Origin of the sequence: Streptomyces sp. NPDC048001 (assembly GCF_043203115.1) — a bacterium.
Lineage (GTDB): Bacteria > Actinomycetota > Actinomycetes > Streptomycetales > Streptomycetaceae > Streptomyces > Streptomyces sanyensis.
Window position 1 is genome coordinate 163729 of the sequence record NZ_JBIDBN010000002.1, and the last position, 19223, is coordinate 182951.

Sequence of the window (19223 nt, forward strand, 5' to 3'; positions counted from 1 at the left end):
GCCCCGAACCCGGCCCCGGCCCGGAACGGCCCACTCTACCGGGCCGGGAATGGGTGGGTCAGTGCTCCGTTGCAGAGGTGACGAGTTCGGTCAGCACGCCGTGGCAGTCCTTGGGATGCAGGAAGGTGATGCGCGATCCCATGGAACCGGTGCGCGGCTCGTCGTACAGCACGCGTACGCCCTTGCCGCGGATGGCCTCGGCGTCGCCGTCCACGTCCGCCGTGCCGAAGGCGATGTGGTGCACGCCCTCACCGTGCCTGGCCAGCCACTTGCCCACGGCGGAGTCCTCGCGGGTGGGCTCCAGCAGCTGGATGTAGGAGGCTCCGCCGTCCGAGGTCCCGTTGATCCTGAGCATGGCCTCCCGGACGCCCTGCTCCTCGTTGACCTCGCTGTGGAACACCTCGAAGCCGTATGTCGCCCGGTAGAACTCGACGGTCTTGTCGAGGTCGAAGCAGGCGATCCCGATGTGGTCGATTCGCGTCAGCATTCCCTCAGTGCAGCGTTCGCGGGCCCGTTACGCAACGTGCGCGCCGTCACACCGGCTCGCCGGTGACCTGGACCGGTACCGCTCAGTACATTGAAGTAAACCCTCGTTCACTCCTCAGCTCCGGCTGGAAGGGGATCGCGCACATGTCTGGAACGACCGGTACCACTTCCGTGATCGTCGCGGGTGCCCGTACGCCCATGGGCCGCCTGCTCGGCTCGCTCTCGTCCTTCTCCGGAGCCGACCTCGGCGGCTTCGCCATCAAGGCCGCCCTCGACCGTGCGGGCATCGGCGGCGACCAGGTGCAGTACGTGATCATGGGGCAGGTGCTCCAGGCGGGGGCGGGCCAGATCCCGGCGCGCCAGGCCGCCGTCAAGGCGGGCATCCCGATGAACGTCCCCGCGCTCACCGTCAACAAGGTCTGCCTCTCCGGCCTGGACGCGATCGCTCTGGCCGACCAGCTGATCCGCGCCGGCGAGTTCGACGTGGTCGTCGCCGGCGGCCAGGAGTCCATGACCAACGCCCCGCACCTGCTGCCCCGCTCCCGCGGGGGCTACAAGTACGGAGCCGTCGAGATGCTCGACTCGATGGCCCACGACGGTCTGACGGACTCCTTCGACAAGGTCGCCATGGGCGAGTCGACCGAGAAGCACAACACCCGCCTCGGCATCCCCCGGGCGGTGCAGGACGAGATCGCCGCCGCCTCCCACCAGCGGGCCGCCGCCGCGCAGAAGAACGGCCTCTTCGAGGCCGAGATCACGCCGGTGGAGATCCCGCAGCGCAAGGGCGACCCGGTCCTGTTCGCCAAGGACGAGGGCATCCGCTCCGAGACGACCGTCGAGACGCTCGGCAAGCTGCGCCCGGCCTTCGCCAAGGACGGCACCATCACCGCCGGGACCTCCTCGCAGATCTCCGACGGCGCCGCCGCCGTGGTCGTGATGAGCAAGGCCCGGGCCGAGGAGCTGGGGCTCGACTGGATCGCCGAGATCGGCGCCCACGGCAATGTCGCGGGCCCGGACAACTCCCTGCAGTCCCAGCCGGCCAACGCCATCGCCCACGCGCTGGAGAAGGAGGGCCTCGCCGTCTCCGACCTCGACCTGATCGAGATCAACGAGGCCTTCGCCGCCGTCGCCCACCAGTCGGCCAAGGAGCTGGGCGTCTCCTTCGACAAGGTGAACGTCAACGGCGGTGCCATCGCCCTCGGCCACCCGATCGGCATGTCCGGCGCCCGGCTGGTGCTCCACCTGGCGCTGGAGCTCAAGCGCCGCGGCGGCGGCACCGGTGCGGCGGCCCTGTGCGGCGGCGGCGGCCAGGGCGACGCGCTGATCCTCCGCGTCCCCGGCGCCTGACGGCCCCGTCTCCCGGCCGCGCGCGTGGCGTGCGGCCGGGAGGAGCCGGGAAGAGATACCCCCGTCCCGGTCGCGGCCGCCCGCGTCCGGTCCCGTAAGGAGTGCAGGAGTCATGGTGGACGTCGCCCAGCTGGTCGCCCAGGCACGAGAGGGCCGGCCGCGCGCCGTGGCCCGGCTGATCTCCCTGGTGGAGGGGGCGTCCCCGCAGCTCCGCGAGGTGATGGCCGCGCTGGCCCCGCTGACCGGCGGCGCCTATGTGGTCGGCCTGACGGGCTCGCCGGGCGTGGGGAAGTCCACCTCGACCTCGGCCCTGGTCAGCGCCTACCGCAAGGCCGGGAAGCGGGTCGGCGTGCTGGCGGTCGACCCCTCCTCGCCCTTCTCCGGCGGCGCGCTGCTGGGCGACCGGGTGCGGATGTCCGACCACGCCTCCGACCCGGGCGTCTACATCCGCTCGATGGCCACCCGGGGCCATCTCGGCGGCCTGGCCTGGTCCGCCCCCCAGGCCATCCGCGTGCTGGACGCCGCGGGCTGCGACGTGGTGCTGGTCGAGACGGTCGGCGTGGGCCAGTCGGAGGTCGAGATCGCCTCGCAGGCCGACACCTCCGTGGTGCTGCTCGCACCGGGCATGGGCGACGGCATCCAGGCGGCGAAGGCGGGCATCCTGGAGATCGGCGACGTGTACGTCGTCAACAAGGCGGACCGGGACGGCGCCGACGCCACGGCCCGCGAGCTCAACCACATGCTGGGCCTCGGCGAGGCCCGGGGCCCGGGCGACTGGCGCCCGCCCATCGTGAAGACGGTGGCCGCCCGCGCCGAGGGCGTGGACGAGCTGGTCGAGGCGCTGGAGAAGCACCGGGCGTGGATGGAGGAGCACGGGGTGCTCGCCGAGCGCCGCCGGCGCCGGGCGGCGACCGAGGTCGAGACGATCGCGGTCACCGCCCTGCGCGAGCGCATCGGGGACCTCCACGGCGACCGCCGGCTGGGCGCGCTGGCGGAGCGCATCGTGGCGGGCGAGCTGGACCCCTACCGTGCCGCCGACGAACTGGTCGAGTCCCTCACGGCCTCCTGAGCCCCGGACCGGGGGAGGCGGCGGCCGGGGGGCACTGCCGGTCCCGGGGCCGGACCCCCGGGCGGAGCCACGGCGGCCGTCTCCGTCAGTCCCCGGTCCGCGAGGCCGTCTCGGCGGAGCGGGCGTCCACCGTCACCTCCAGCTCCCGCCCCCCGGCGTCCCACAGCTCGACCTCCCAGTGCGCCGGGCCGTCCTCGTCCCGCTCCTCGAACTCGACGGAGGCGACGGCCGCGCCCGGGTGGGCGGCGAGCGCCGCGCCCACCGCCTCGCGGACGTCCACCGCGGCGCCGCGCAGGGCCTCCCGCTCCGCGCGGTCGTCCGCGTCGCCCCCGTGCCGGTCGTCCGCCTCCCCCGAGCGGGTGTCCGCCGACGGCCGGGACGACTCCGGCCGTCCGTCGTCCGAGGTGACGGCCACTGCCGTGTAGGCGCCGCCGCCGAGGAGCAGGGCCGCCGCGGCGGTGGCGAGGACGATGGTGCGCTTCATGGTTCCTCCCGTGGGGATGGGCCGATCTGACGTCCCACCACCCTTCCCCCGCCCGGCTGAAGCGGCGCTGAAGCCACCTGAAGGGATCTTCAGCGCGGGTTTGCGACCCTTGCCCCATGAGGTTGCTGATCGTGGAGGACGAGAAGCGGCTGGCCCTGTCGCTCGCGGCGGGACTGACCGCCGAGGGGTTCGCCGTGGACGTGGTCCACGACGGGGCCGAGGGCATGCACCGCGCCGCCGAGGGCGTGTACGACCTGGTCGTGCTCGACATCATGCTCCCCGGCATGAACGGCTACCGCGTCTGCGCCGCCCTGCGGGCCGCCGGCCACGACGTGCCGATCCTGATGCTCACCGCCAAGGACGGCGAGTACGACGAGGCCGAGGGCCTGGACACCGGTGCCGACGACTACCTGACCAAGCCCTTCTCCTACGTGGTGCTCCTCGCGCGGGTCCGCGCGCTGCTGCGACGCCGCGCCCGGCCGGGGGCGTCCCCCGTGCTGGCGGTCGGCGACCTGCGGGTGGACACGGCCGCCCGGCGGGTGCACTGCGGCGAGACGGAGGCCGCCCTGACGGCCAAGGAGTTCGCCGTGCTGGAGCAGCTGGCCCGCCGGGCGGGCGAGGTCGTGGGCAAGCCCGAGATCCTGGAGCACGTCTGGGACTTCGCCTACGAGGGCGACCCCAACATCGTGGAGGTGTACGTCTCGGCCCTGCGCCGCAAGCTGGGGGCCCGGCGGATCCAGACCGTGCGGGGCGCGGGCTACCGGCTGGTGGCGGCGCCGTGAGGTCGGTCCGGGCGCGGGCCGCCCTGGGCGCCACCCTGGTCGTCGCCGTCGCCCTGGTCGCCGCGGGGGCGGCGGTCCTGCTGGTGCTGCGCCAGAACCTCATCGACCAGACCGACCTCCAGGCCGAGGTCGCGGCCCGCGAGGTCGCCTCGCAGATCGCGCTGGACGTGCCGCCGGACCGGCTGGAGCTGCCGGACGAGGAGGAGCGCCCGGTGCAGGTGGTGGCCGAAGACGGCCGGGTGGTGGCGGTGAGCGACCAGCTGGAGGCGGTCTCCGGCACCTCCAGCACCGAGGTGCGCGCCCGCCCGCTGCCCCCGGCCGGGGACGGGGACGACGAGGATGACGATCCCGCCCGGGGCGAGGTCTCCACCGACGAGCCGGGCTTCACCTCGGGCCGGGCGACCGTGGACGGGGACAGCGCCGACTACCGCTTCGCCGCCGTGCGCGTGACCGCGGGCGACCGCAGGACGTACACGGTGCACGCGGGGGCGCCGCTGACCACCGAGCAGGACGCGGTGGACACGGTGCGCGACGCGATGCTGGTGGGCCTGCCGGTGCTGCTGGTCGTGGTGGGCTCCGTGACCTGGCTGGTGACCCGGCGGGCGCTGCGCCCGGTGGAGGGGATCCGCCGGGAGATGGCGGCGATCACCGCCTCCGAGGACCTCTCCCGCCGGGTGCCCGAGCCCGCCTCCCGCGACGAGGTCGCCCGCCTCGCGCGCACCACCAACGAGACGCTGGCCGCGCTGGAGGCCTCGGTGGAGCGGCAGCGGCGCTTCGTGGCGGACGCCTCGCACGAGCTGCGCAGCCCCATCGCCTCGCTGCGGACGCAGTTGGAGGTGGGCGCCGCGCACCCCGGGCTCCTGGACGTGCCGGGGGCGGTGGAGGACACCGTCCGGCTGCAGCAGCTGGCCGCCGACCTGCTGCTGCTGGCGCGGCTGGACGCGGGGGAGCGGCCCGGACGGACCCGCTTCGACGTGGCGGAGATGGTCCGGGAGACGGCCGCGGCCCGCCCGGGGGGCCGGGTGCCCGTCGAGGTGGACGCCCCGGACGGCACGGAGGCCGAGGGCTCCCGCTCGCAACTGGCGCGGGTGGTGGGCAACCTGCTGGACAACGCCCAGCGCCACGCCGAGCACCTGGTCCGCCTCTCGGTGGGCCCGGTGCGCGGCGGGGGAGTCGCGGTCGTGGTGGAGGACGACGGCGACGGGGTGCCGCCGGGGGAGCGGGAGCGGATCTTCGAGCGGTTCGTGCGCCTGGACGACGCGCGCAGCCGGGACGAGGGCGGCGCCGGACTGGGGCTGGCGATCGCCCGGGACGTGGCCCGCCGCCACGGCGGGGCGCTGACCGTCGCGGACTCCCCGCTGGGCGGGGCGCGCTTCGAGCTGAGGCTGCCTGCGGGCCGCCGCGGCGCGGCGCCGCACGGCGGCTGAGGGCGGGTCCGGGGCCCCGCCGTGGAGGCGAGGGCGGGCGGCCCGCTGACGGGCGGGCCGCCGACGACCGTCAGAGCCTGCCGCGGCTGCCGCGCAGGTGCTCGGCGACGGGCGTGAGCGCGGCGCGCAGCTCGTCGAGGGAGCCGGGCCCCAGCAGGTCGATGAAGTGCTGCCGCACGGAGGCCACATGGTGCGGTGCGACCTTCTGCATGGTGGCGACGCCGTCGTCGGTGAGGACGGCGTACAGGCCCCGGCGGTCGGACTCGCAGTGCTCGCGGCGGACCAGGCCGGAGTTCTCCATGCGGGTGATCTGGTGCGAGAGCCGGCTCTTGGACTGGAGCGTCGCCGCGGCGAGGTCGCTCATGCGCATCCGGCGGCCCTCGGACTCCGAGAGGTTGACCAGGATCTCGTAGTCGTTGTTGGTCAGGCCGAACGGCTGGAGGTCCTTTTCGAGCTGGTGCATCAACAGCTTGTTGACTTCCAGGTGGGTGCGCCAGGCGCACTGCTCGTCGTCGGTCAGCCAGGGGGTGGCCGTCTCGGTCTCCATAGAGCGATACTATCCTAAGAAGTTGAAAAATGGACGAAGTCCCTGAGTGTGGCGCCCGGCACCCTCTCACCGGCCGCGTCGCCAGGGGTGCAGACGTTCGACGTCACACTCCGCAGACTACCGCTCACAGGCCGAAGCGGCGCTGGAGGTCCCCGAGCTGGCCGGGAAGGCGCGGTACGGACCCCTGCTGACCAGCCCCTCCCGGGACCCCGTGGCCACCCGGAACGCCCGGTTCTCCCCCTATGGCGCCCGTCGGCTGCTCCGCCATCAGCAGCTCCGTCGACTGGAGCAGGACGGTGCCGGCGCCCACGAACTCGAACTGGTGCTCCTCGCCGGAGGTCCCGCCGACACCGGTGAGCGACCGCAGGCCGCCCAGGACGCCGGACAGGTAGCCGTGGTCGTAGTGGTGGCACGGCGACGGGCAGTCCGCCCAGCCCACCAGCGCCTGCGGGTCCACCCGCAGCGGCGGCTCCATGAACACCACCGGGCCGTTGGAGGCCGCGACGAACTTGCCGGTCCCGATCAGGGTCAGGAACCCCGGCACGATCGACTGCTTCAGCGACAGGGAGGGCTGGTAGGCGAGCAGGTTGCCCGCCCGGATCGTCAGGTTGCCCTCGTCCAGGTCGAAGGAGTTCACATCGAAGGCCCGGTCCGCCAGCAGCATCTTCCCGCTGCCCTCGGCCACCACCCAGTCGCCCGCGTGCAGCGGGGAGTGGAAGGAGGTCCGCAGCAGCCGGTCCAGGCGGCCGTGGCCGATCCCGTTGAACTCGATGCTCCCGTAGTAGGCGATCATCTTGCCCTTCTGCAGGAACCAGGGGCTCCCCTTGAGCTCGACGCAGAAGGTGTAGGAGTCCACGTTGTCGTCGCTCGGCAGCGTGGTGGGGTCGTGGACGACGGGCGTGCTCACAGCTTCTCCTCCGATGCCTGGACGTACACGGCACCGCTCCCGCTGAGCTCCAGCTGGAACGCCTCGCCGGAACCGCGCCCCACCATGTCGCGCCAGCCGAGCGCGGTGGAGAGCTTGTTGCGCACGTCCCCGTGATGGGCCACATAGGCCTGCGGGTCGACGTGCACCGGCCTGCCCGGGGTGATCGGCAGCTCGATCACCCCGCCGTGGGCCATCACCGCGACCGCGCCGTGGCCCTTCAGGGTGGTGGTGAACAGCCCCTGCCCGGTGACCTGGCCCCGGACCATGCCCATGACCCCGCCCTGGGCGCCCAGGAACAGGGTCCCCTGGGTGAGGGTCCCGTCGAAGGCCAGCAGGCGGTCCGCCTCCACGCAGAGCGTGTCCCCGCTCAGCTGGATCACCTGGATGTGGTGGCCGCCGTGGCCGAACATCACCGTGCCGCTGCCCTCGACCGTCATCAGCGGCGCGGCCTCGCCCGCCACCCGCCGGCCGATCATCGACATCACGCCGCCCTGGCCGCCCTGGATGTTGGGCGTGAAGGAGACGTCCCCCCGGTAGGCGAGCATCGCGCCGCGCTGGGAGAACAGTTTCTGGCCGGGGCTGATCGCCGCCTCGACCATCTTGGAGTTGACCTCGCGGAACGGCATCAGAGGTCCCCTCCCGCGGTGGTGCGCTCGCTGGGCTGGACGTACACCAGGCCGTCGCCCTCGAAGCGGATCTGGAAGGCCTCGCCGCCGCCCTCGCCGAGGAACGTGCGGAAGGTCACGCCCGACTGGAGGTCCTGGCGCAGGTTCCCCTGGTGCGCGATGTAGGCGCCGGGGTCCACCGACAGCGGGTACTGGGGCGTGACCCGCAGCACCACCGCCGGCCCGTCGGACATGATCGCGGCCTGGCCGGTGCCCTCCACCGTGGTGGTGAACAGGCCGGTGCCCTGGGAGGCGCCGCGCAACCCGGTGAAGGTGGTGCCCGTGCGCAGACCGCCGTCGGTGCACAGCAGGTTGCCCGCCTCCACATGGAGGGTGTCACCGGCCAGCCGCACCAGGTTGATCTCGCTCGCGCGGTCGGCGAAGTAGCAGGTGCCCTGCCCCCTCACCTCCATCACCGTCATCTGCTCGCCGGTGAGCCGCCGGGTGACCATGCCGCGCAGGCCCTCGCCCCCGCCGGTCATCTTCTTGAAGTCCATCCGGCCCTCGTAGGCCACCATCGAGCCGTTCTTCGCCTTGACGCTGTCGCCGCTCATGTCGACGGCCAGCACCTTGCTGCCTTGCAGTCGGAACATTGCCACGGAAGGACGGTAGCGGCAGAGACGGGGCCGGAACAGGGTCCTCAGGGAGGATCCGGACCCTGACAAAGGCTTGGCAAAGTGGACTGCCACAATGGTCCGGGCGCTTGTGCATCGATTCACAAGATCGCGCGGCCCCGCCATGCCCACCCCCGACGTCGAAGGTGCCTCACGTGGACATCAAGACCGCCTCGTCCCTCCACCGCCTCCGCCTGGTCTCGGCCCCCGAGGCCGTCTCCTTCCTCCTGCTCCTGGTCTGCTCGGTCCTCAAGCGCACCACGGAGTTCAACGCGGTCCCGGTCATGGGTGCGATCCACGGCATCCTCTTCGTCCTGTACGTCCTGTTCTGGCTGGACGCCTGGAACCGCACCAAGTGGGACCTGAAGACGGCCGCGCTCTACTTCGCCGCCTCCGTCCTCCCGTTCGGCGGCTTCTACGCCGACCGCAGGCTCAAGCGCGAGGCGGACGCCGCGGTCATCGCCTCCCGCGCCCGCCGCGAGGGCACGGTGAACGCCGCGTGATCGTCGCCTTCTCCGTCACGCCCCTCGGGGTGGGCGAGGACGTCGGCGCCTACGTGGCCGACGCCGTGCGGGTCGTCCGCGCCTCCGGCCTGCCGCACCGCACGGACGCGATGTTCACCTCCGTGGAGGGCGAGTGGGACGAGGTGATGGACGTCGTCCGGCGCGCCGTCGCCGCCGTCGAGGCCCGCGCCCCGCGCGTCTCCCTGGTGCTGAAGGCCGACATCCGCCCGGGTGTCACCGACGGGCTCACCTCCAAGGTGGAGACCGTGGAGCGTCACCTTTCCGGGTGACGTCGCATCCCGGGCCCGCACGGCGGGCCCGGGTCCGGCGCACCCGTCAGGGCCGCCGCCCTCCGCGGCGGCAGCGGGGGCACCGGCAGGGTGGCCAGGTGGCCGTGAGGAGCGGGGGCAGGGTGTCGGCGCCGGTCACCGTGCGCGGGGGGCCGTAGGTCCGGCCGCCGTCGCGGGAGACGCGCAGGGTGAGGAGGGTCCTTCCTTCCGCCGCCCGGGAGTTCACCCGTGCTCCGCCGGGCAGGCGGTGTGGCGGTAGACGGCCGCGGCCGGGCCCGGAGGCCCGGGCGTCGCGGCCCGGTGCACTCGCTCCAGCGACCGGATCGGCCGCAGGCACGCGGAGCACCGCTCACCCTTCGGTGCGTAGGTCGTGTACTCCCACCGGCGTGCGTCGGTGGTGTCTCCGGTCGCCATGTCTCGCCGTCCTCTCTGTCGGTACGGCGATCCTTCCCCTGGCACGATCCGTGGCCCAGTGCGATCCCTAGTGGCAATGCCCGGCGATCGGGCCGAAGGGTCTCCGCCGCACGGCATGGCGGTGGCAGGCTGATCCCATGGAACTCGGGGAGCTGATCAGGGATCTCCGCAGGGCTCGCGGATGGAGCCAGGGGCGGTTGGCGTCAGCGGTCAACGCGGCGTACGGCACGACGCTGACACGGGAGTACGTGAGCAACTGGGAGCGTTCCAGGGTGAGGCCCGGGCCGTTCTACCTCGCCGCACTGTCCGCCACGCTCGACGTTCCCCTAGCCGTCCTGGAGGGTCAAGTGGACCGACGCGCGTTCCTCACCGATGTCGCCGGGGCGGCCATAGCCCCGGTCGTCGCCTCCGACCTCCTCAGCGCGGGTTTCGCCGCCCGGCTGTCCGGGGGGCCCACGGCCGACGCCTGGGAAGCCAAACTGGCCACCTACGGAACCGAGTACATGAGCCTCGGCGCCGCCGACATCCAGCGACGCGTCAGCGCGGAGCTGGTCGCCGTCCAACAGCAGCTCGACAACCCCCGGTTGTGGTCCGTCGCGGCGAGGCTGATGACTCTCTACGCGAAGACATTCCCGGGGTCCGACGGAGCCAGGGCCGTCCACTGGTACCGGATGGCGGCGCAGGCGGCCGACGAGTCCGGCGACGACGACACACGTGTCTGGGTCCGGGGGCGGGCCGCCATCGCACTCGGGTACGAGGGTGCAGCGCTCGGCGTGGCGGACGTGCTGGCCGATCAGGCCATGGCCATCAGCGACCGGCCGTCGCTCGGACTCCTCAACGCCGTCTTCGGGAAGGCCCACGCGGCGGCGGTCCGGGGCGACCGCGCCACGGCTCGGAGGCTGCTCACCGAGGGGTGGCACGTCTTCGACAGGGCCGGATCGCACGAGCAGACGTCGGACTACGCCGTCCCGTGGTGGCGGGTGAACGTCTTCGTCTCCCTGCTCGCCGCCAGACTGGGGGACGAGGCGACGGCCGTCGCGGCGCAGGACGCGGCCCGGGCCGAACTGCCGTCCTCGCTGCCCCGCTTCGCCACCCATCTGGAGATGCACCGGGGTCTCATGCTGACGCGCTCCGGTGACCCGTCCGGCGGGTCCGCCCATGCGCGCACGGCCCTGGACGCCCTGCCACCGGAGAAGCACTCCCTGACCCTCCGCCTGCTCATGGCGGAGGTCGAGCGCACCTGACCCCTGCCCCTCACGCCTCGGCGCCCGCCAGCGCCGTCCCCAGCGGCGTGCGGGCGTAGAGGACGCGGTGGCCGTAGCGGCGCGAGGTCAGCAGGCCCGCGGAGCGCAGCACGGACAGATGCGCGGAGACCGACGAGGGGGCCAGCGACAGGACGCGGGCCAGGTCCGTGGTGGTCGAGGGCTCGTCCAGCGCGCACAGCACCCCGGCCCGGGCCCGCCCCAGCAGTGCTGCCAGGGCCTCCGGGGCCGCCGCGGAGGGGCGCGTCCACAGGCCGCCGATGCCGCGCACCGGGTAGACGACCGCGGGCTGCCAGGGTGGCTCGTAGCCGCTGATGACGTCCGGCCAGCAGAAGACGCTCGGGACGAGCACCAGCCCCTGCCCGCCCAGGACCCGCGTGTGGTCGCCGCGCATCCCGCGGATGCGCAGGGTGGCGTCCTCGAAGGCCAGGCGGGGGCTCAACTCGCCCACCAGCCGGGCGAAGCCGACCTCCGCGAGCCGCCGAGAGTGGTGGGCCACGTCCGCCTCCAGCAGGGCCCGCAGCCGGGGCCACTCGGGCTCCACCAGCGCGTGCCAGGCGGCCTGAAGCAGGTCGGCCAGGTGCTGCACGGTGCGCGCCGGGTCGGCCAGCAGGGCCTGCCCCGTCCGCCCGCCGGTGCCCTCCGGCGTGCACGCCAGGGCTGCGGCCATGTCCGCACGGGCCACGTCCGCGGGGGTGGAGCGGACCCGGGCGACCTCCTCCTCGAAGCAGGTCCCGGGCCCCGAGGGCATGGGGCAGACGAAGTCGGGGTTGTGCCCGCCGGGCGGCATCAGCGCCCACAGCGGCCGCAGGTCGAGGGAGGCCGCCGCCTCACGCGTGCGCCGCAGCCAGGGCAGGTGGTAGCCGTGGCGCTCGGGCCGGGCGAGGGTCCGCACCGCCTCCTGCGTCTCCCACAGCGGGGAGATCGCGAAGCGGCAGTTCAGCAGGTCGCGCTCGGCGAGATGCAGACGGAACGGCACGCGGTCCCCCCGGGCCGGGATGATTCGGACGGAGCCGAAAGTCTAGGGGCGCCGCTCCGCGCCGGAGCAGGCTGCCGCCATGCCCCAGAACACCCGAGCCGCCTCCCGCGGCTACCGCGCCGTGCTGCGCGTGCCCGAGTTCCGCGCCGTCCTCGCCGCCCACCTGCTCTCCCTGCTCGGCATCGTCGTCGCGGAGGTCGCCCTCACCGTCCTGGTGTACCAGCTGACCCGCTCTCCCCTGCTCAGCGCGCTCACCTTCGCCCTGGGCTTCCTGCCGCACCTGCTCGGTGGCACCCTCGGCGCCTCCGTCGCCGACCGCTTCCCCGCCCGCCGGGTCCTGGTCGGGTGCGACCTGCTCTGCGCGGCCTGCGCGGCCGTGATGGTGCTCCCCGGGTCGCCCGTGGCCCTGCTGCTCGCACTGCGGTGCGTGATGGCGGCCGTGGCACCGGTCTTCCACGGCACCCGCACCGCGGCCCTCGCCGACATCCTGGGCGGGGGTAGTGCCTACGTCCTCGGCCGGTCGCTGCTGCGGATCGTCTCGCAGAGCACCCTGATCGCCGGCTTCGGCGTGGGCGGGGCGGTGCTCGCCGCCGTCTCCCCGCGCCGGGCGCTGTGCCTGACGGCCGGCGCCTTCCTGGTCTCGGCGCTGCTGCTGCGCCTGGGGACCCGCGCCCGCCCGGCCCGTGCCGCCGCCGCGGGGGCGGTGCTCGCCGGGTCGCTGGCGGGTGCGCGGCTGCTGCTGGGGGACCGCCGGGTCCGCGCGCTGATGCTGATGTTCTGGGTCCCCCCGCTGTTCGTGGTCGCCCCCGAGGCGCTGGCCGCCCCCTACGCGGACGCGCGGGGCTTCGGCCCGGAAGCGCTGGGGCTCCTGCTGGGGGGCATGGCGGCCGGGCATGTGGGCGCCGAGCTGTGGGCCGGGTCCCGGCTCGGCCCGCGGGCCCGGTCGCGGATCGTGCTCCCCTGCGCCGTGGCGGGCCTGGTGCCCCTCGTCGGCTACGCGGCCCGGCCCGGTCTCGCGGCGTGCCTGGTGCTCCTCGTGCTGGCCGGGGCGGGCGGCGCGTACCTCGTGGGCCTCGACGCCTGGTTCGTGGCGGCCGTCCCCGAGGAGCTGCGCGGCCGGGCGATGACGCTGGTGGCCTCCGGCACGATGACCGTCCAGGGCGTGGGCATGGCCCTCGCGGGCCTGGCCGCGGAGTTCGCGGACGCGCACCTCGTGGTGGCGGGGGCCGGGGTGCTCGGCATCGTGTGCACGGCACTCCTCGCCCGGGAGGTGCGCCGCAGCGGTGCCGGTGGCGGCCGGGGCGCCGCCGGAGCGGCAGCCTCACCGGCAGCTCCGACCGAAGGGCGAGACGGGGCTGACCACGATATGACCAATCGGTAAGGTCATGGCCGTGCCGAAGCCGCTCAGCCTCCCCTTCGATCCCATCGCACGCGCCGACGAACTGTGGCAGCAGCGCTGGGGACCCGTGCCGTCGATGGCGGCCATCACCTCGATCATGCGCGCGCACCAGATCCTGCTCGCCGAGGTGGACGCCGTCGTCAAGCCGTACGGGCTCACCTTCGCCCGCTACGAGGCGCTGGTCCTGCTGACCTTCTCCAAGGCGGGGGAGCTGCCGATGTCGAAGATCGGGGAGCGCCTGATGGTGCACCCGACCTCGGTGACCAACACCGTGGACCGCCTGGTGAAGGCCGGTCTGGTCGCCAAGCGCCCCAACCCCAACGACGGGCGCGGCACCCTGGCCACCATCACGGACAAGGGCCGGGAGGTGGTCGAGTCGGCCACCGAGGACCTGATGGCGATGGACTTCGGGCTCGGCGCGTACGACTCCGAGGAGTGTGCCGAGATCTTCGCGATGCTGAGGCCGCTGCGGGTCGCGGCGCACGACTTCGACGAGCGGTAGCCCGGCCTCCCGGAGGGCCGCCCCCGGTCTCCGCCCCCGCGTAGATCGCGCCGGGGGGCCGGTTAGGCTCGGGGCCATGAAAGAGACTGTGCTGACCCGCTACCGGGTGATGGCGTACATCACCGCCGTGTGGCTGCTCGTGTTCACCGGCGCCATCGTCCTGAAGTACGGGTTCACGATCGGCGACACCATGCTGATCTCGCAGATCCACGGTGTGCTCTTCATCGTCTATGTGATCTTCGCCTTCGACCTGGGCTCCAAGGCGAAGTGGCCCTTCGGCAGGCTGCTGTGGGTGCTGGCCGCGGGCTGCATCCCCTTCGCCTCGTTCTTCGTGGAGCCGAAGGTCAGCCGCGAGGCCCGCGCCCTGATCGCGGACGGCGGCGCCGGGCCGGTCAAGGCCGGGGCGTAAGCGGTCCCGCACCGCCGCGGAGGTTTCCGCGGCGGTGTCCCATCGACATTTACTAGGACGTCCTAGTAAATTTGAAGCATGGACGCTGACGCCATCGAGGAAGGCCGCCGTCGCTGGCAGGCCCGCTACGACACGGCCCGCAAGCGGGACGCCGACTTCACCACGCTCTCCGGGGACGAGGTGCAGCCGGTCTACGGCCCGCGCCCCGGGGACAGCTACGAGGGCTTCGAGCGCATCGGATGGCCGGGCGAGTACCCGTTCACCCGGGGCCTCCACGCCACCGGATACCGCGGCCGGACCTGGACGATCCGCCAGTTCGCCGGCTTCGGCAACGCCGAGCAGACCAACGAGCGCTACAAGATGATCCTCGCCGCCGGCGGCGGCGGGCTCTCGGTCGCCTTCGACATGCCGACCCTCATGGGCCGGGACTCGGACGACCCGCGCTCGCTGGGCGAGGTCGGCCACTGCGGCGTGGCCATCGACTCCGCCGCCGACATGGAGATCCTGTTCAGGGACATCCCGCTGGGCGACGTCACCACCTCCATGACCATCTCCGGGCCCGCCGTCCCCGCCTTCTGCATGTACCTGGTCGCCGCCGAGCGCCAGGGCGTCGACCCGGGCGTGCTCAACGGCACCCTGCAGACGGACATCTTCAAGGAGTACATCGCGCAGAAGGAGTGGCTCTTCCAGCCGGAGCCGCACCTGCGCCTGATCGGCGACCTGATGGAGCACTGCGCGGCGAACATCCCCGCGTACAAGCCCCTGTCGGTCTCCGGCTACCACATCCGCGAGGCCGGTGCCACGGCCGCCCAGGAGCTCGCCTACACGCTGGCCGACGGCTTCGGCTACGTGGAACTCGGCCTCTCCCGGGGCCTGGACGTCGACGTCTTCGCCCCCGGCCTCTCCTTCTTCTTCGACGCCCACCTCGACTTCTTCGAGGAGATCGCCAAGTTCCGCGCCGCCCGCCGCATCTGGGCCCGCTGGATGAAGGAGGTCTACGGGGCGAAGACGGACAAGGCCCAGTGGCTGCGGTTCCACACCCAGACCGCCGGGGTCTCGCTGACCGCGCAGCAGCCGTACAACAACGTGGTGCGCACCGCGGTGGAGGCGCTCTCCGCGGTCCTCGGCGGCACCAACTCCCTGCACACCAACGCCCTCGACGAGACCCTCGCGCTGCCGAGCGAGCAGGCCGCCGAGATCGCCCTGCGCACCCAGCAGGTGCTGATGGAGGAGACCGGCGTCGCCAACGTGGCGGACCCGCTGGGCGGCTCCTGGTACGTCGAGCAGCTCACCGACCGCATCGAGGCCGACGCCGAGAAGATCTTCGAGCAGATCAGGGAGCGCGGTCTGCGGGCGCACCCCGACGGCCGGCACCCGATCGGCCCGATCACCTCGGGCATCCTGCGCGGCATCGAGGACGGCTGGTTCACCGGCGAGATCGCCGAGTCCGCCTTCCGCTACCAGCAGGCGCTGGAGAAGAGCGAGAAGAAGGTCGTCGGCGTCAACACCGCGACCGGCTCGGTCAGCGGCGACCTGGAGATCCTCCGGGTCAGCCACGAGGTCGAGTGGGAGCAGGTGCGCATCCTCGGCGAGCGCAAGGGCCGCCGGGACGACGCCGCCGTCCGCACGGCCCTGGACGCCATGCTCGCGGCCGCCCGCGACGGCTCGAACATGATCGCCCCGATGCTGGACGCCGTCCGCGCCGAGGCGACCCTGGGCGAGATCTGCGGTGTGCTGCGCGAGGAGTGGGGCGTGTACGTGGAGCCCCCGGGCTTCTGAGCCGGTCCCGCGCCGGCGGGCCGGGGAAGCCGCCGTCCGGCGGCTTCCCCGGCCCGTGCGTGCACCCGGAGCGGGGCCTTCGACGGCCCGTACCGGTTGTCGGCCTCCCCGGCCGGTGCGTGCGCCCGGAGGCCCTGCGGGCTCCGCCCGCGCCGTCAGGAGGAGATCGCGCCCAGCCCGCAGAGCAGCAGCACCGTGAACCGGCGCGCCCAGTCCTCGTCCACCGGCTCCGCGCTCACCAGGGTGCGGTGCACCACCGCACCCGCCACCACGTCGAAGACCAGGTCCGTGTTGCGCGCGGCGGCTTCCGGGTCCTCCTCCAGCGGCAGTTCGCCCCGGGCCTGCGCCCGCCGCCGCCCGTCCACCACCAGGCGCTTCTGGCGCTCCACGATCGCCGCCCGGATCCGGGTGCGCAGGGCGTCGTCCCCCGTGGACTCCGCCACGACGCCCATCAGCGCCGTCTTGGTCTCCGGTTGGGCGAGCAGCTCCGCGAACTGGAGCACCACGCCCTCCACGTCCGCCGCCAGGCTGCCCCGGTCGGGCAGTTCCAGCGCGTCGAAGAGCACCGCGACGGCGTCCACGACCAGCTCGTTCTTGTTCGCCCACCGCCGGTAGAGGGTCGTCTTGGCGACCCCCGCCCGGTGGGCCACGTCCCCCATCGTGAGCTTGGACCAGCCCAGCTCCACCAGCGAGGCACGGGTGGCGGCGAGGATCGCCGCGTCGGCCTCGGCGCTGCGCGGCCGGCCCGTACGGCCGCCGGTGCGGGCCCTCAGCGCGCCCCGCGCGCGGCACGGCCCCGGGGGAGTGCTGCTGGACATGCCCGAGACCATACCGGCCAGTAGCCAAAGCGCTGTGAGCCAGTTCACCGGGGAAATCTCACACGGTGCGCGGGTGATCCAGATACGCTACGACCCGTAGCGAAAGCCCGGCCCCGGCCGGGCCCGAGCGACGGCCACACAAGGCGCCGAGGTGGGGACCAGGCGCCGACCCTGCCGGATCGTGCGTCCGGCTTTTCACTTGTGCGCGCGGAAGGGGGAGGATGTACGCATGCAGCCTAGGAACATGTCCATGAGCGGCGTCGTCGACCTCGCCGCGGTGAAGGCGGCCGGGGAGGCCAAGGCCAAGGCCGAGCAGGCCCGTGCCGAGGCGGCCCGGCAGGGCGGCACCGCCGCCGTCCCGCCCGCGAGCCTGGTGATCGACACCGACGAGGCGCGCTTCGAGCGCGACGTCCTCCAGCAGTCCGCCGAGGTCCCGGTCGTCATCGACTTCTGGGCCGAGTGGTGCGAGCCGTGCAAGCAGCTGAGCCCGCTGCTGGAGCGGCTGGCCACCGAGTACAACGGGCGGTTCGTCCTCGCCAAGATCGACGTGGACGCCAACCAGATGCTGATGCAGCAGTTCGGTGTACAGGGCATTCCGGCCGTTTTCGCGGTCGTCGCCGGGCAGGCGCTGCCGCTCTTCCAGGGCGCGGCCCCCGAGGCCCAGATCCGCCAGACGCTGGACCAGCTGGTGCAGGTCGCCGAGGAGCGCTTCGGCCTGACCGGTCTCACCGTCGACACGGAGGCGGGCGAGGCGCAGCCGGCCCCCGCTCCGGCCGGCCCCTACGACGCCCTGCTCGGTGCGGCCGTGGACGCCCTGGACGCGGGCGACTTCGCGGGCGCCGTCCAGGCGTACAAGAACGTCCTCGCCGACGACCCGGGCAACACCGAGGCCAAGCTGGGCCTGGCCCAGGCCGAACTGCTCGGCCGGGTGAAGGGCATGGACCCGCAGAAGGTCCGCAAGGACGCCGCGGACGCCCCCGCCGACGTGCCCGCGCAGATCGCCGCGGCCGATCTCGACCTGGTCGGCGGCCATGTCGAGGATGCCTTCGGGCGCCTGGTGGACACCGTGCGCCGTACGGCGGGCGAGGAGCGCGACACCGCCCGGAAGCGGCTGCTGGAGCTCTTCGAGGTCGTCGGCGCGGAGGACCCGAGAGTGACCGCCGCCCGCCAGGCCCTGGCACGGGTGCTCTTCTGAGGCCCCGGGCGCCGCATTGACAGGAAATCTGACAACGGCGCCCACTGTGCACCGTTCTGACGGTTTTGCGGCGGCGGTGACCGACTCGGTTCCGCCGCCGTTTTGGCGACAGAGTGACAATTGCCGACCCCGCTTTACCAAAACTTGGTGAAGCGCGGCGGGGTTACTGCGAGTACTTCACCCCCGTGGGGTCGGCCGCTTTTTCCCGGGTTCGCCCCACTCTGGACGCCCCTCTGGTGACACACTGTGTGCGCGGTCGGCGCCATGCGACGAGGCCGCGGTTATCGAGGCGTTACTAGCGAGTAACGAACCCCCTTGTGCAGCGACCGGGAATGGACCACGATCGGCGACGCTCGGTCCGATACCGCACCAGCCCGGCTACCCGCCGTGCCGCGGTCCGTTGGGTCCCCACCGGGCCGGTCGGCGGCAGTGGCGCCGGCCGCGGACAGGGGGGTACCCGCTGAACGGCGGGGCCTGTCCGACCGGTTGCGCGAGAGTGCGGCCAGTGGTTGTCGCTCGGGGGTGATCGCCGGTGTTTCGGACGCAGCCCGCGCCGAGAGCGGGCGCTCTCCTTCCCGAGGACGTAGCACTTCTCCCATCCCAGGACGGACCCGAGGGTCCGGACCGGAGATGTACGTCCGAGAAGGAGGAAAGTCATGGAGTCTGTGGCTCGCGGTGGAACCAGATGGAAGCGGTTCGCCCTTGTCATGGTGCCGAGTGTGGCCGCCACGGCCGCGATAGGCATCGGCCTGGCCCAGGGCGCGCTCGCCGCGTCCTTCAGCATTTCCGGCCAGGAGTTCAAGGTCAAGGCGGAGAGCCTGACCGGTACCAACTTCGTGCAGTACGGCAGCGTCGCCACCGGCAAGACGCTGGACGGCAAGGACTTCGCCGCTCCGGTGGCGGTGTCCGGCTTCAAGACCGCGACCATCGTGGACATGTGCCAGTCGGTCGTGACGCCGAACGTCCCGTTCCTCGGCAGCGTCAGCCTTGAGCTGCGCGCGGGACAGGACGCCAAGAAGCCGGTCGAGGCCACGAACATCTACCTGGATGTCTCGGAGCTCAAGGCCGACGCCGAGTTCGGCAACATCGACATCGGTGTGGCCGCCGGCCAGCTGAAGGACCCGGGCATCCAGCCCGGTACCCAGGCCAACCCGCACGGCTTCGCCCAGCGTGCCGAGACGGCCAAGCTGACGGGCGTCGAGCAGAAGGCGTGGGCGACCACCGCCGGCACCTTCAAGCTCAGCGGCCTGTCGCTGAAGCTGCACAAGGGCGTCAAGGAGTGCTTCACGGGCTGACGCCCCCTCGGCCGGGCGGGCGGGACCCG

22 protein-coding genes are annotated in these 19223 nt (G+C 73.0%); 13 read left to right on the top strand and 9 right to left on the bottom strand.

Annotated elements, in window-relative coordinates; genetic code table 11:
- Positions 1–58: 58 nt before the first annotated feature.
- The gene (mce, locus tag ACGF15_RS05055; protein WP_256522955.1) at positions 59–487 is read right to left on the bottom strand and encodes a methylmalonyl-CoA epimerase; all 429 of its coding nucleotides are present in this window, start codon (positions 485–487) and stop codon (positions 59–61) included.
- A 143-nt stretch (positions 488–630) separates the two neighbouring features.
- Here mce and ACGF15_RS05060 point away from each other — a divergent pair, with 143 nt between their 5' ends.
- Positions 631–1833 (top strand): acetyl-CoA C-acetyltransferase, encoded by a 1203-nt coding sequence (locus ACGF15_RS05060; protein ID WP_345613174.1) that lies wholly within the window; start codon positions 631–633, stop codon positions 1831–1833.
- Positions 1834–1945: 112 nt separating this feature from the next.
- Entirely contained in the window at positions 1946–2902 is a 957-nt protein-coding gene (gene meaB, locus ACGF15_RS05065; protein ID WP_256522953.1) for a methylmalonyl Co-A mutase-associated GTPase MeaB, read from the top strand.
- A gap of 85 nt (positions 2903–2987) precedes the next feature.
- Here meaB and ACGF15_RS05070 read toward each other — a convergent pair whose 3' ends face one another.
- The gene (locus tag ACGF15_RS05070) at positions 2988–3386 is read right to left on the bottom strand and encodes a PepSY domain-containing protein (protein ID WP_362615817.1); all 399 of its coding nucleotides are present in this window, start codon (positions 3384–3386) and stop codon (positions 2988–2990) included.
- A gap of 116 nt (positions 3387–3502) precedes the next feature.
- Between ACGF15_RS05070 and ACGF15_RS05075 the strand changes: the two genes are divergently transcribed.
- Positions 3503–4168 carry a response regulator transcription factor gene (locus ACGF15_RS05075; RefSeq protein WP_345613179.1) on the top strand — a complete coding sequence of 222 codons (666 nt, stop codon included), beginning with the start codon at positions 3503–3505 and terminating at the stop codon, positions 4166–4168.
- Entirely contained in the window at positions 4165–5595 is a 1431-nt protein-coding gene (locus tag ACGF15_RS05080) for a HAMP domain-containing sensor histidine kinase (RefSeq protein WP_345613182.1), read from the top strand. Before ACGF15_RS05075 ends, ACGF15_RS05080 begins: the two co-directional genes overlap by 4 nt.
- A gap of 70 nt (positions 5596–5665) precedes the next feature.
- Here the strand turns inward: ACGF15_RS05080 and ACGF15_RS05085 are convergent, their stop codons facing one another.
- The 4 genes from ACGF15_RS05085 to ACGF15_RS05100 form a co-directional block, all read right to left on the bottom strand.
- Complete coding sequence (locus ACGF15_RS05085; protein ID WP_256522949.1) at positions 5666–6142, bottom strand: MarR family winged helix-turn-helix transcriptional regulator; 477 nt, start codon at positions 6140–6142, stop codon at positions 5666–5668.
- A 124-nt stretch (positions 6143–6266) separates the two neighbouring features.
- Positions 6267–7049 carry an AIM24 family protein gene (locus tag ACGF15_RS05090; protein WP_345613185.1) on the bottom strand — a complete coding sequence of 261 codons (783 nt, stop codon included), beginning with the start codon at positions 7047–7049 and terminating at the stop codon, positions 6267–6269.
- The gene (locus tag ACGF15_RS05095) at positions 7046–7696 is read right to left on the bottom strand and encodes an AIM24 family protein (protein WP_345613187.1); all 651 of its coding nucleotides are present in this window, start codon (positions 7694–7696) and stop codon (positions 7046–7048) included. The genes ACGF15_RS05090 and ACGF15_RS05095 overlap by 4 nt, the downstream gene beginning before the upstream one ends.
- On the bottom strand, positions 7696–8334 hold the full coding sequence (locus tag ACGF15_RS05100) for an AIM24 family protein (protein ID WP_392796939.1): 639 nt from the start codon (positions 8332–8334) through the stop codon (positions 7696–7698). The genes ACGF15_RS05095 and ACGF15_RS05100 overlap by 1 nt, the downstream gene beginning before the upstream one ends.
- Positions 8335–8504: 170 nt before the next feature.
- Between ACGF15_RS05100 and ACGF15_RS05105 the strand changes: the two genes are divergently transcribed.
- Positions 8505–8852, top strand: coding sequence for a DUF3817 domain-containing protein (locus ACGF15_RS05105; protein WP_392796940.1), 348 nt, complete (start codon positions 8505–8507; stop codon positions 8850–8852).
- Positions 8849–9142 carry an MTH1187 family thiamine-binding protein gene (locus tag ACGF15_RS05110; RefSeq protein ID WP_256522945.1) on the top strand — a complete coding sequence of 98 codons (294 nt, stop codon included), beginning with the start codon at positions 8849–8851 and terminating at the stop codon, positions 9140–9142. Before ACGF15_RS05105 ends, ACGF15_RS05110 begins: the two co-directional genes overlap by 4 nt.
- A 222-nt stretch (positions 9143–9364) precedes the next feature.
- Here ACGF15_RS05110 and ACGF15_RS05115 read toward each other — a convergent pair whose 3' ends face one another.
- Complete coding sequence (locus tag ACGF15_RS05115) at positions 9365–9556, bottom strand: hypothetical protein (RefSeq protein ID WP_345613193.1); 192 nt, start codon at positions 9554–9556, stop codon at positions 9365–9367.
- Positions 9557–9693: 137 nt separating this feature from the next.
- On the opposite strand from ACGF15_RS05115, the gene ACGF15_RS05120 reads away from it, so the two are divergent.
- Entirely contained in the window at positions 9694–10800 is a 1107-nt protein-coding gene (locus ACGF15_RS05120) for a helix-turn-helix transcriptional regulator (protein ID WP_345613195.1), read from the top strand.
- Positions 10801–10810: 10 nt separating this feature from the next.
- On the opposite strand, the gene ACGF15_RS05125 is transcribed toward ACGF15_RS05120, so the two are convergent.
- Positions 10811–11797, bottom strand: coding sequence for a DUF5937 family protein (locus ACGF15_RS05125; RefSeq protein ID WP_345613197.1), 987 nt, complete (start codon positions 11795–11797; stop codon positions 10811–10813).
- 79 nt (positions 11798–11876) lie between these two features.
- On the opposite strand from ACGF15_RS05125, the gene ACGF15_RS05130 reads away from it, so the two are divergent.
- The 4 genes from ACGF15_RS05130 (at position 11877) to ACGF15_RS05145 (ending at position 15886) form a co-directional block, all read left to right on the top strand.
- Complete coding sequence (locus ACGF15_RS05130; RefSeq protein ID WP_392796941.1) at positions 11877–13178, top strand: MFS transporter; 1302 nt, start codon at positions 11877–11879, stop codon at positions 13176–13178.
- Positions 13179–13188: 10 nt separating this feature from the next.
- Positions 13189–13698 (top strand): MarR family transcriptional regulator, encoded by a 510-nt coding sequence (locus ACGF15_RS05135; RefSeq protein ID WP_345613201.1) that lies wholly within the window; start codon positions 13189–13191, stop codon positions 13696–13698.
- 76 nt (positions 13699–13774) lie between these two features.
- A complete protein-coding gene (locus ACGF15_RS05140; protein ID WP_345613203.1) occupies positions 13775–14107 on the top strand; it encodes a DUF3817 domain-containing protein in 333 nt (110 codons plus the stop codon).
- A gap of 78 nt (positions 14108–14185) precedes the next feature.
- Positions 14186–15886: a methylmalonyl-CoA mutase family protein gene (locus tag ACGF15_RS05145; RefSeq protein WP_345613205.1), complete on the top strand. Its 1701-nt coding sequence runs from the start codon at positions 14186–14188 to the stop codon at positions 15884–15886.
- A gap of 155 nt (positions 15887–16041) precedes the next feature.
- Here ACGF15_RS05145 and ACGF15_RS05150 read toward each other — a convergent pair whose 3' ends face one another.
- Positions 16042–16704: a TetR/AcrR family transcriptional regulator gene (locus ACGF15_RS05150; RefSeq protein WP_374211943.1), complete on the bottom strand. Its 663-nt coding sequence runs from the start codon at positions 16702–16704 to the stop codon at positions 16042–16044.
- Positions 16705–16933: 229 nt separating this feature from the next.
- Between ACGF15_RS05150 and ACGF15_RS05155 the strand changes: the two genes are divergently transcribed.
- Both ACGF15_RS05155 and ACGF15_RS05160 read left to right on the top strand, forming a co-directional pair.
- Complete coding sequence (locus ACGF15_RS05155) at positions 16934–17899, top strand: tetratricopeptide repeat protein (protein WP_345613207.1); 966 nt, start codon at positions 16934–16936, stop codon at positions 17897–17899.
- 656 nt (positions 17900–18555) lie between these two features.
- The gene (locus ACGF15_RS05160; protein ID WP_345613209.1) at positions 18556–19194 is read left to right on the top strand and encodes a DUF6230 family protein; all 639 of its coding nucleotides are present in this window, start codon (positions 18556–18558) and stop codon (positions 19192–19194) included.
- Positions 19195–19223: the final 29 nt, after the last annotated feature.

Excerpts from the sequence above, each read along its gene's own strand:
- mce (WP_256522955.1), bottom strand. The coding sequence starts at position 487 with ATGCTGACGCGAATCGACCACATCGGGATCGCCTGCTTCGACCTCGAC.
- ACGF15_RS05060 (WP_345613174.1), top strand. The coding sequence starts at position 631 with ATGTCTGGAACGACCGGTACCACTTCCGTGATCGTCGCGGGTGCCCGT.
- meaB (WP_256522953.1), top strand. The coding sequence starts at position 1,946 with ATGGTGGACGTCGCCCAGCTGGTCGCCCAGGCACGAGAGGGCCGGCCG.
- ACGF15_RS05070 (WP_362615817.1), bottom strand. The coding sequence starts at position 3,386 with ATGAAGCGCACCATCGTCCTCGCCACCGCCGCGGCGGCCCTGCTCCTC.
- ACGF15_RS05075 (WP_345613179.1), top strand. The coding sequence starts at position 3,503 with ATGAGGTTGCTGATCGTGGAGGACGAGAAGCGGCTGGCCCTGTCGCTC.
- ACGF15_RS05085 (WP_256522949.1), bottom strand. The coding sequence starts at position 6,142 with ATGGAGACCGAGACGGCCACCCCCTGGCTGACCGACGACGAGCAGTGC.
- ACGF15_RS05095 (WP_345613187.1), bottom strand. The coding sequence starts at position 7,696 with ATGCCGTTCCGCGAGGTCAACTCCAAGATGGTCGAGGCGGCGATCAGC.
- ACGF15_RS05115 (WP_345613193.1), bottom strand. The coding sequence starts at position 9,556 with ATGGCGACCGGAGACACCACCGACGCACGCCGGTGGGAGTACACGACC.
- ACGF15_RS05120 (WP_345613195.1), top strand. The coding sequence starts at position 9,694 with ATGGAACTCGGGGAGCTGATCAGGGATCTCCGCAGGGCTCGCGGATGG.
- ACGF15_RS05130 (WP_392796941.1), top strand. The coding sequence starts at position 11,877 with ATGCCCCAGAACACCCGAGCCGCCTCCCGCGGCTACCGCGCCGTGCTG.
- ACGF15_RS05140 (WP_345613203.1), top strand. The coding sequence starts at position 13,775 with ATGAAAGAGACTGTGCTGACCCGCTACCGGGTGATGGCGTACATCACC.
- ACGF15_RS05145 (WP_345613205.1), top strand. The coding sequence starts at position 14,186 with ATGGACGCTGACGCCATCGAGGAAGGCCGCCGTCGCTGGCAGGCCCGC.
- ACGF15_RS05150 (WP_374211943.1), bottom strand. The coding sequence starts at position 16,704 with ATGTCCAGCAGCACTCCCCCGGGGCCGTGCCGCGCGCGGGGCGCGCTG.
- ACGF15_RS05155 (WP_345613207.1), top strand. The coding sequence starts at position 16,934 with ATGCAGCCTAGGAACATGTCCATGAGCGGCGTCGTCGACCTCGCCGCG.
- ACGF15_RS05160 (WP_345613209.1), top strand. The coding sequence starts at position 18,556 with ATGGAGTCTGTGGCTCGCGGTGGAACCAGATGGAAGCGGTTCGCCCTT.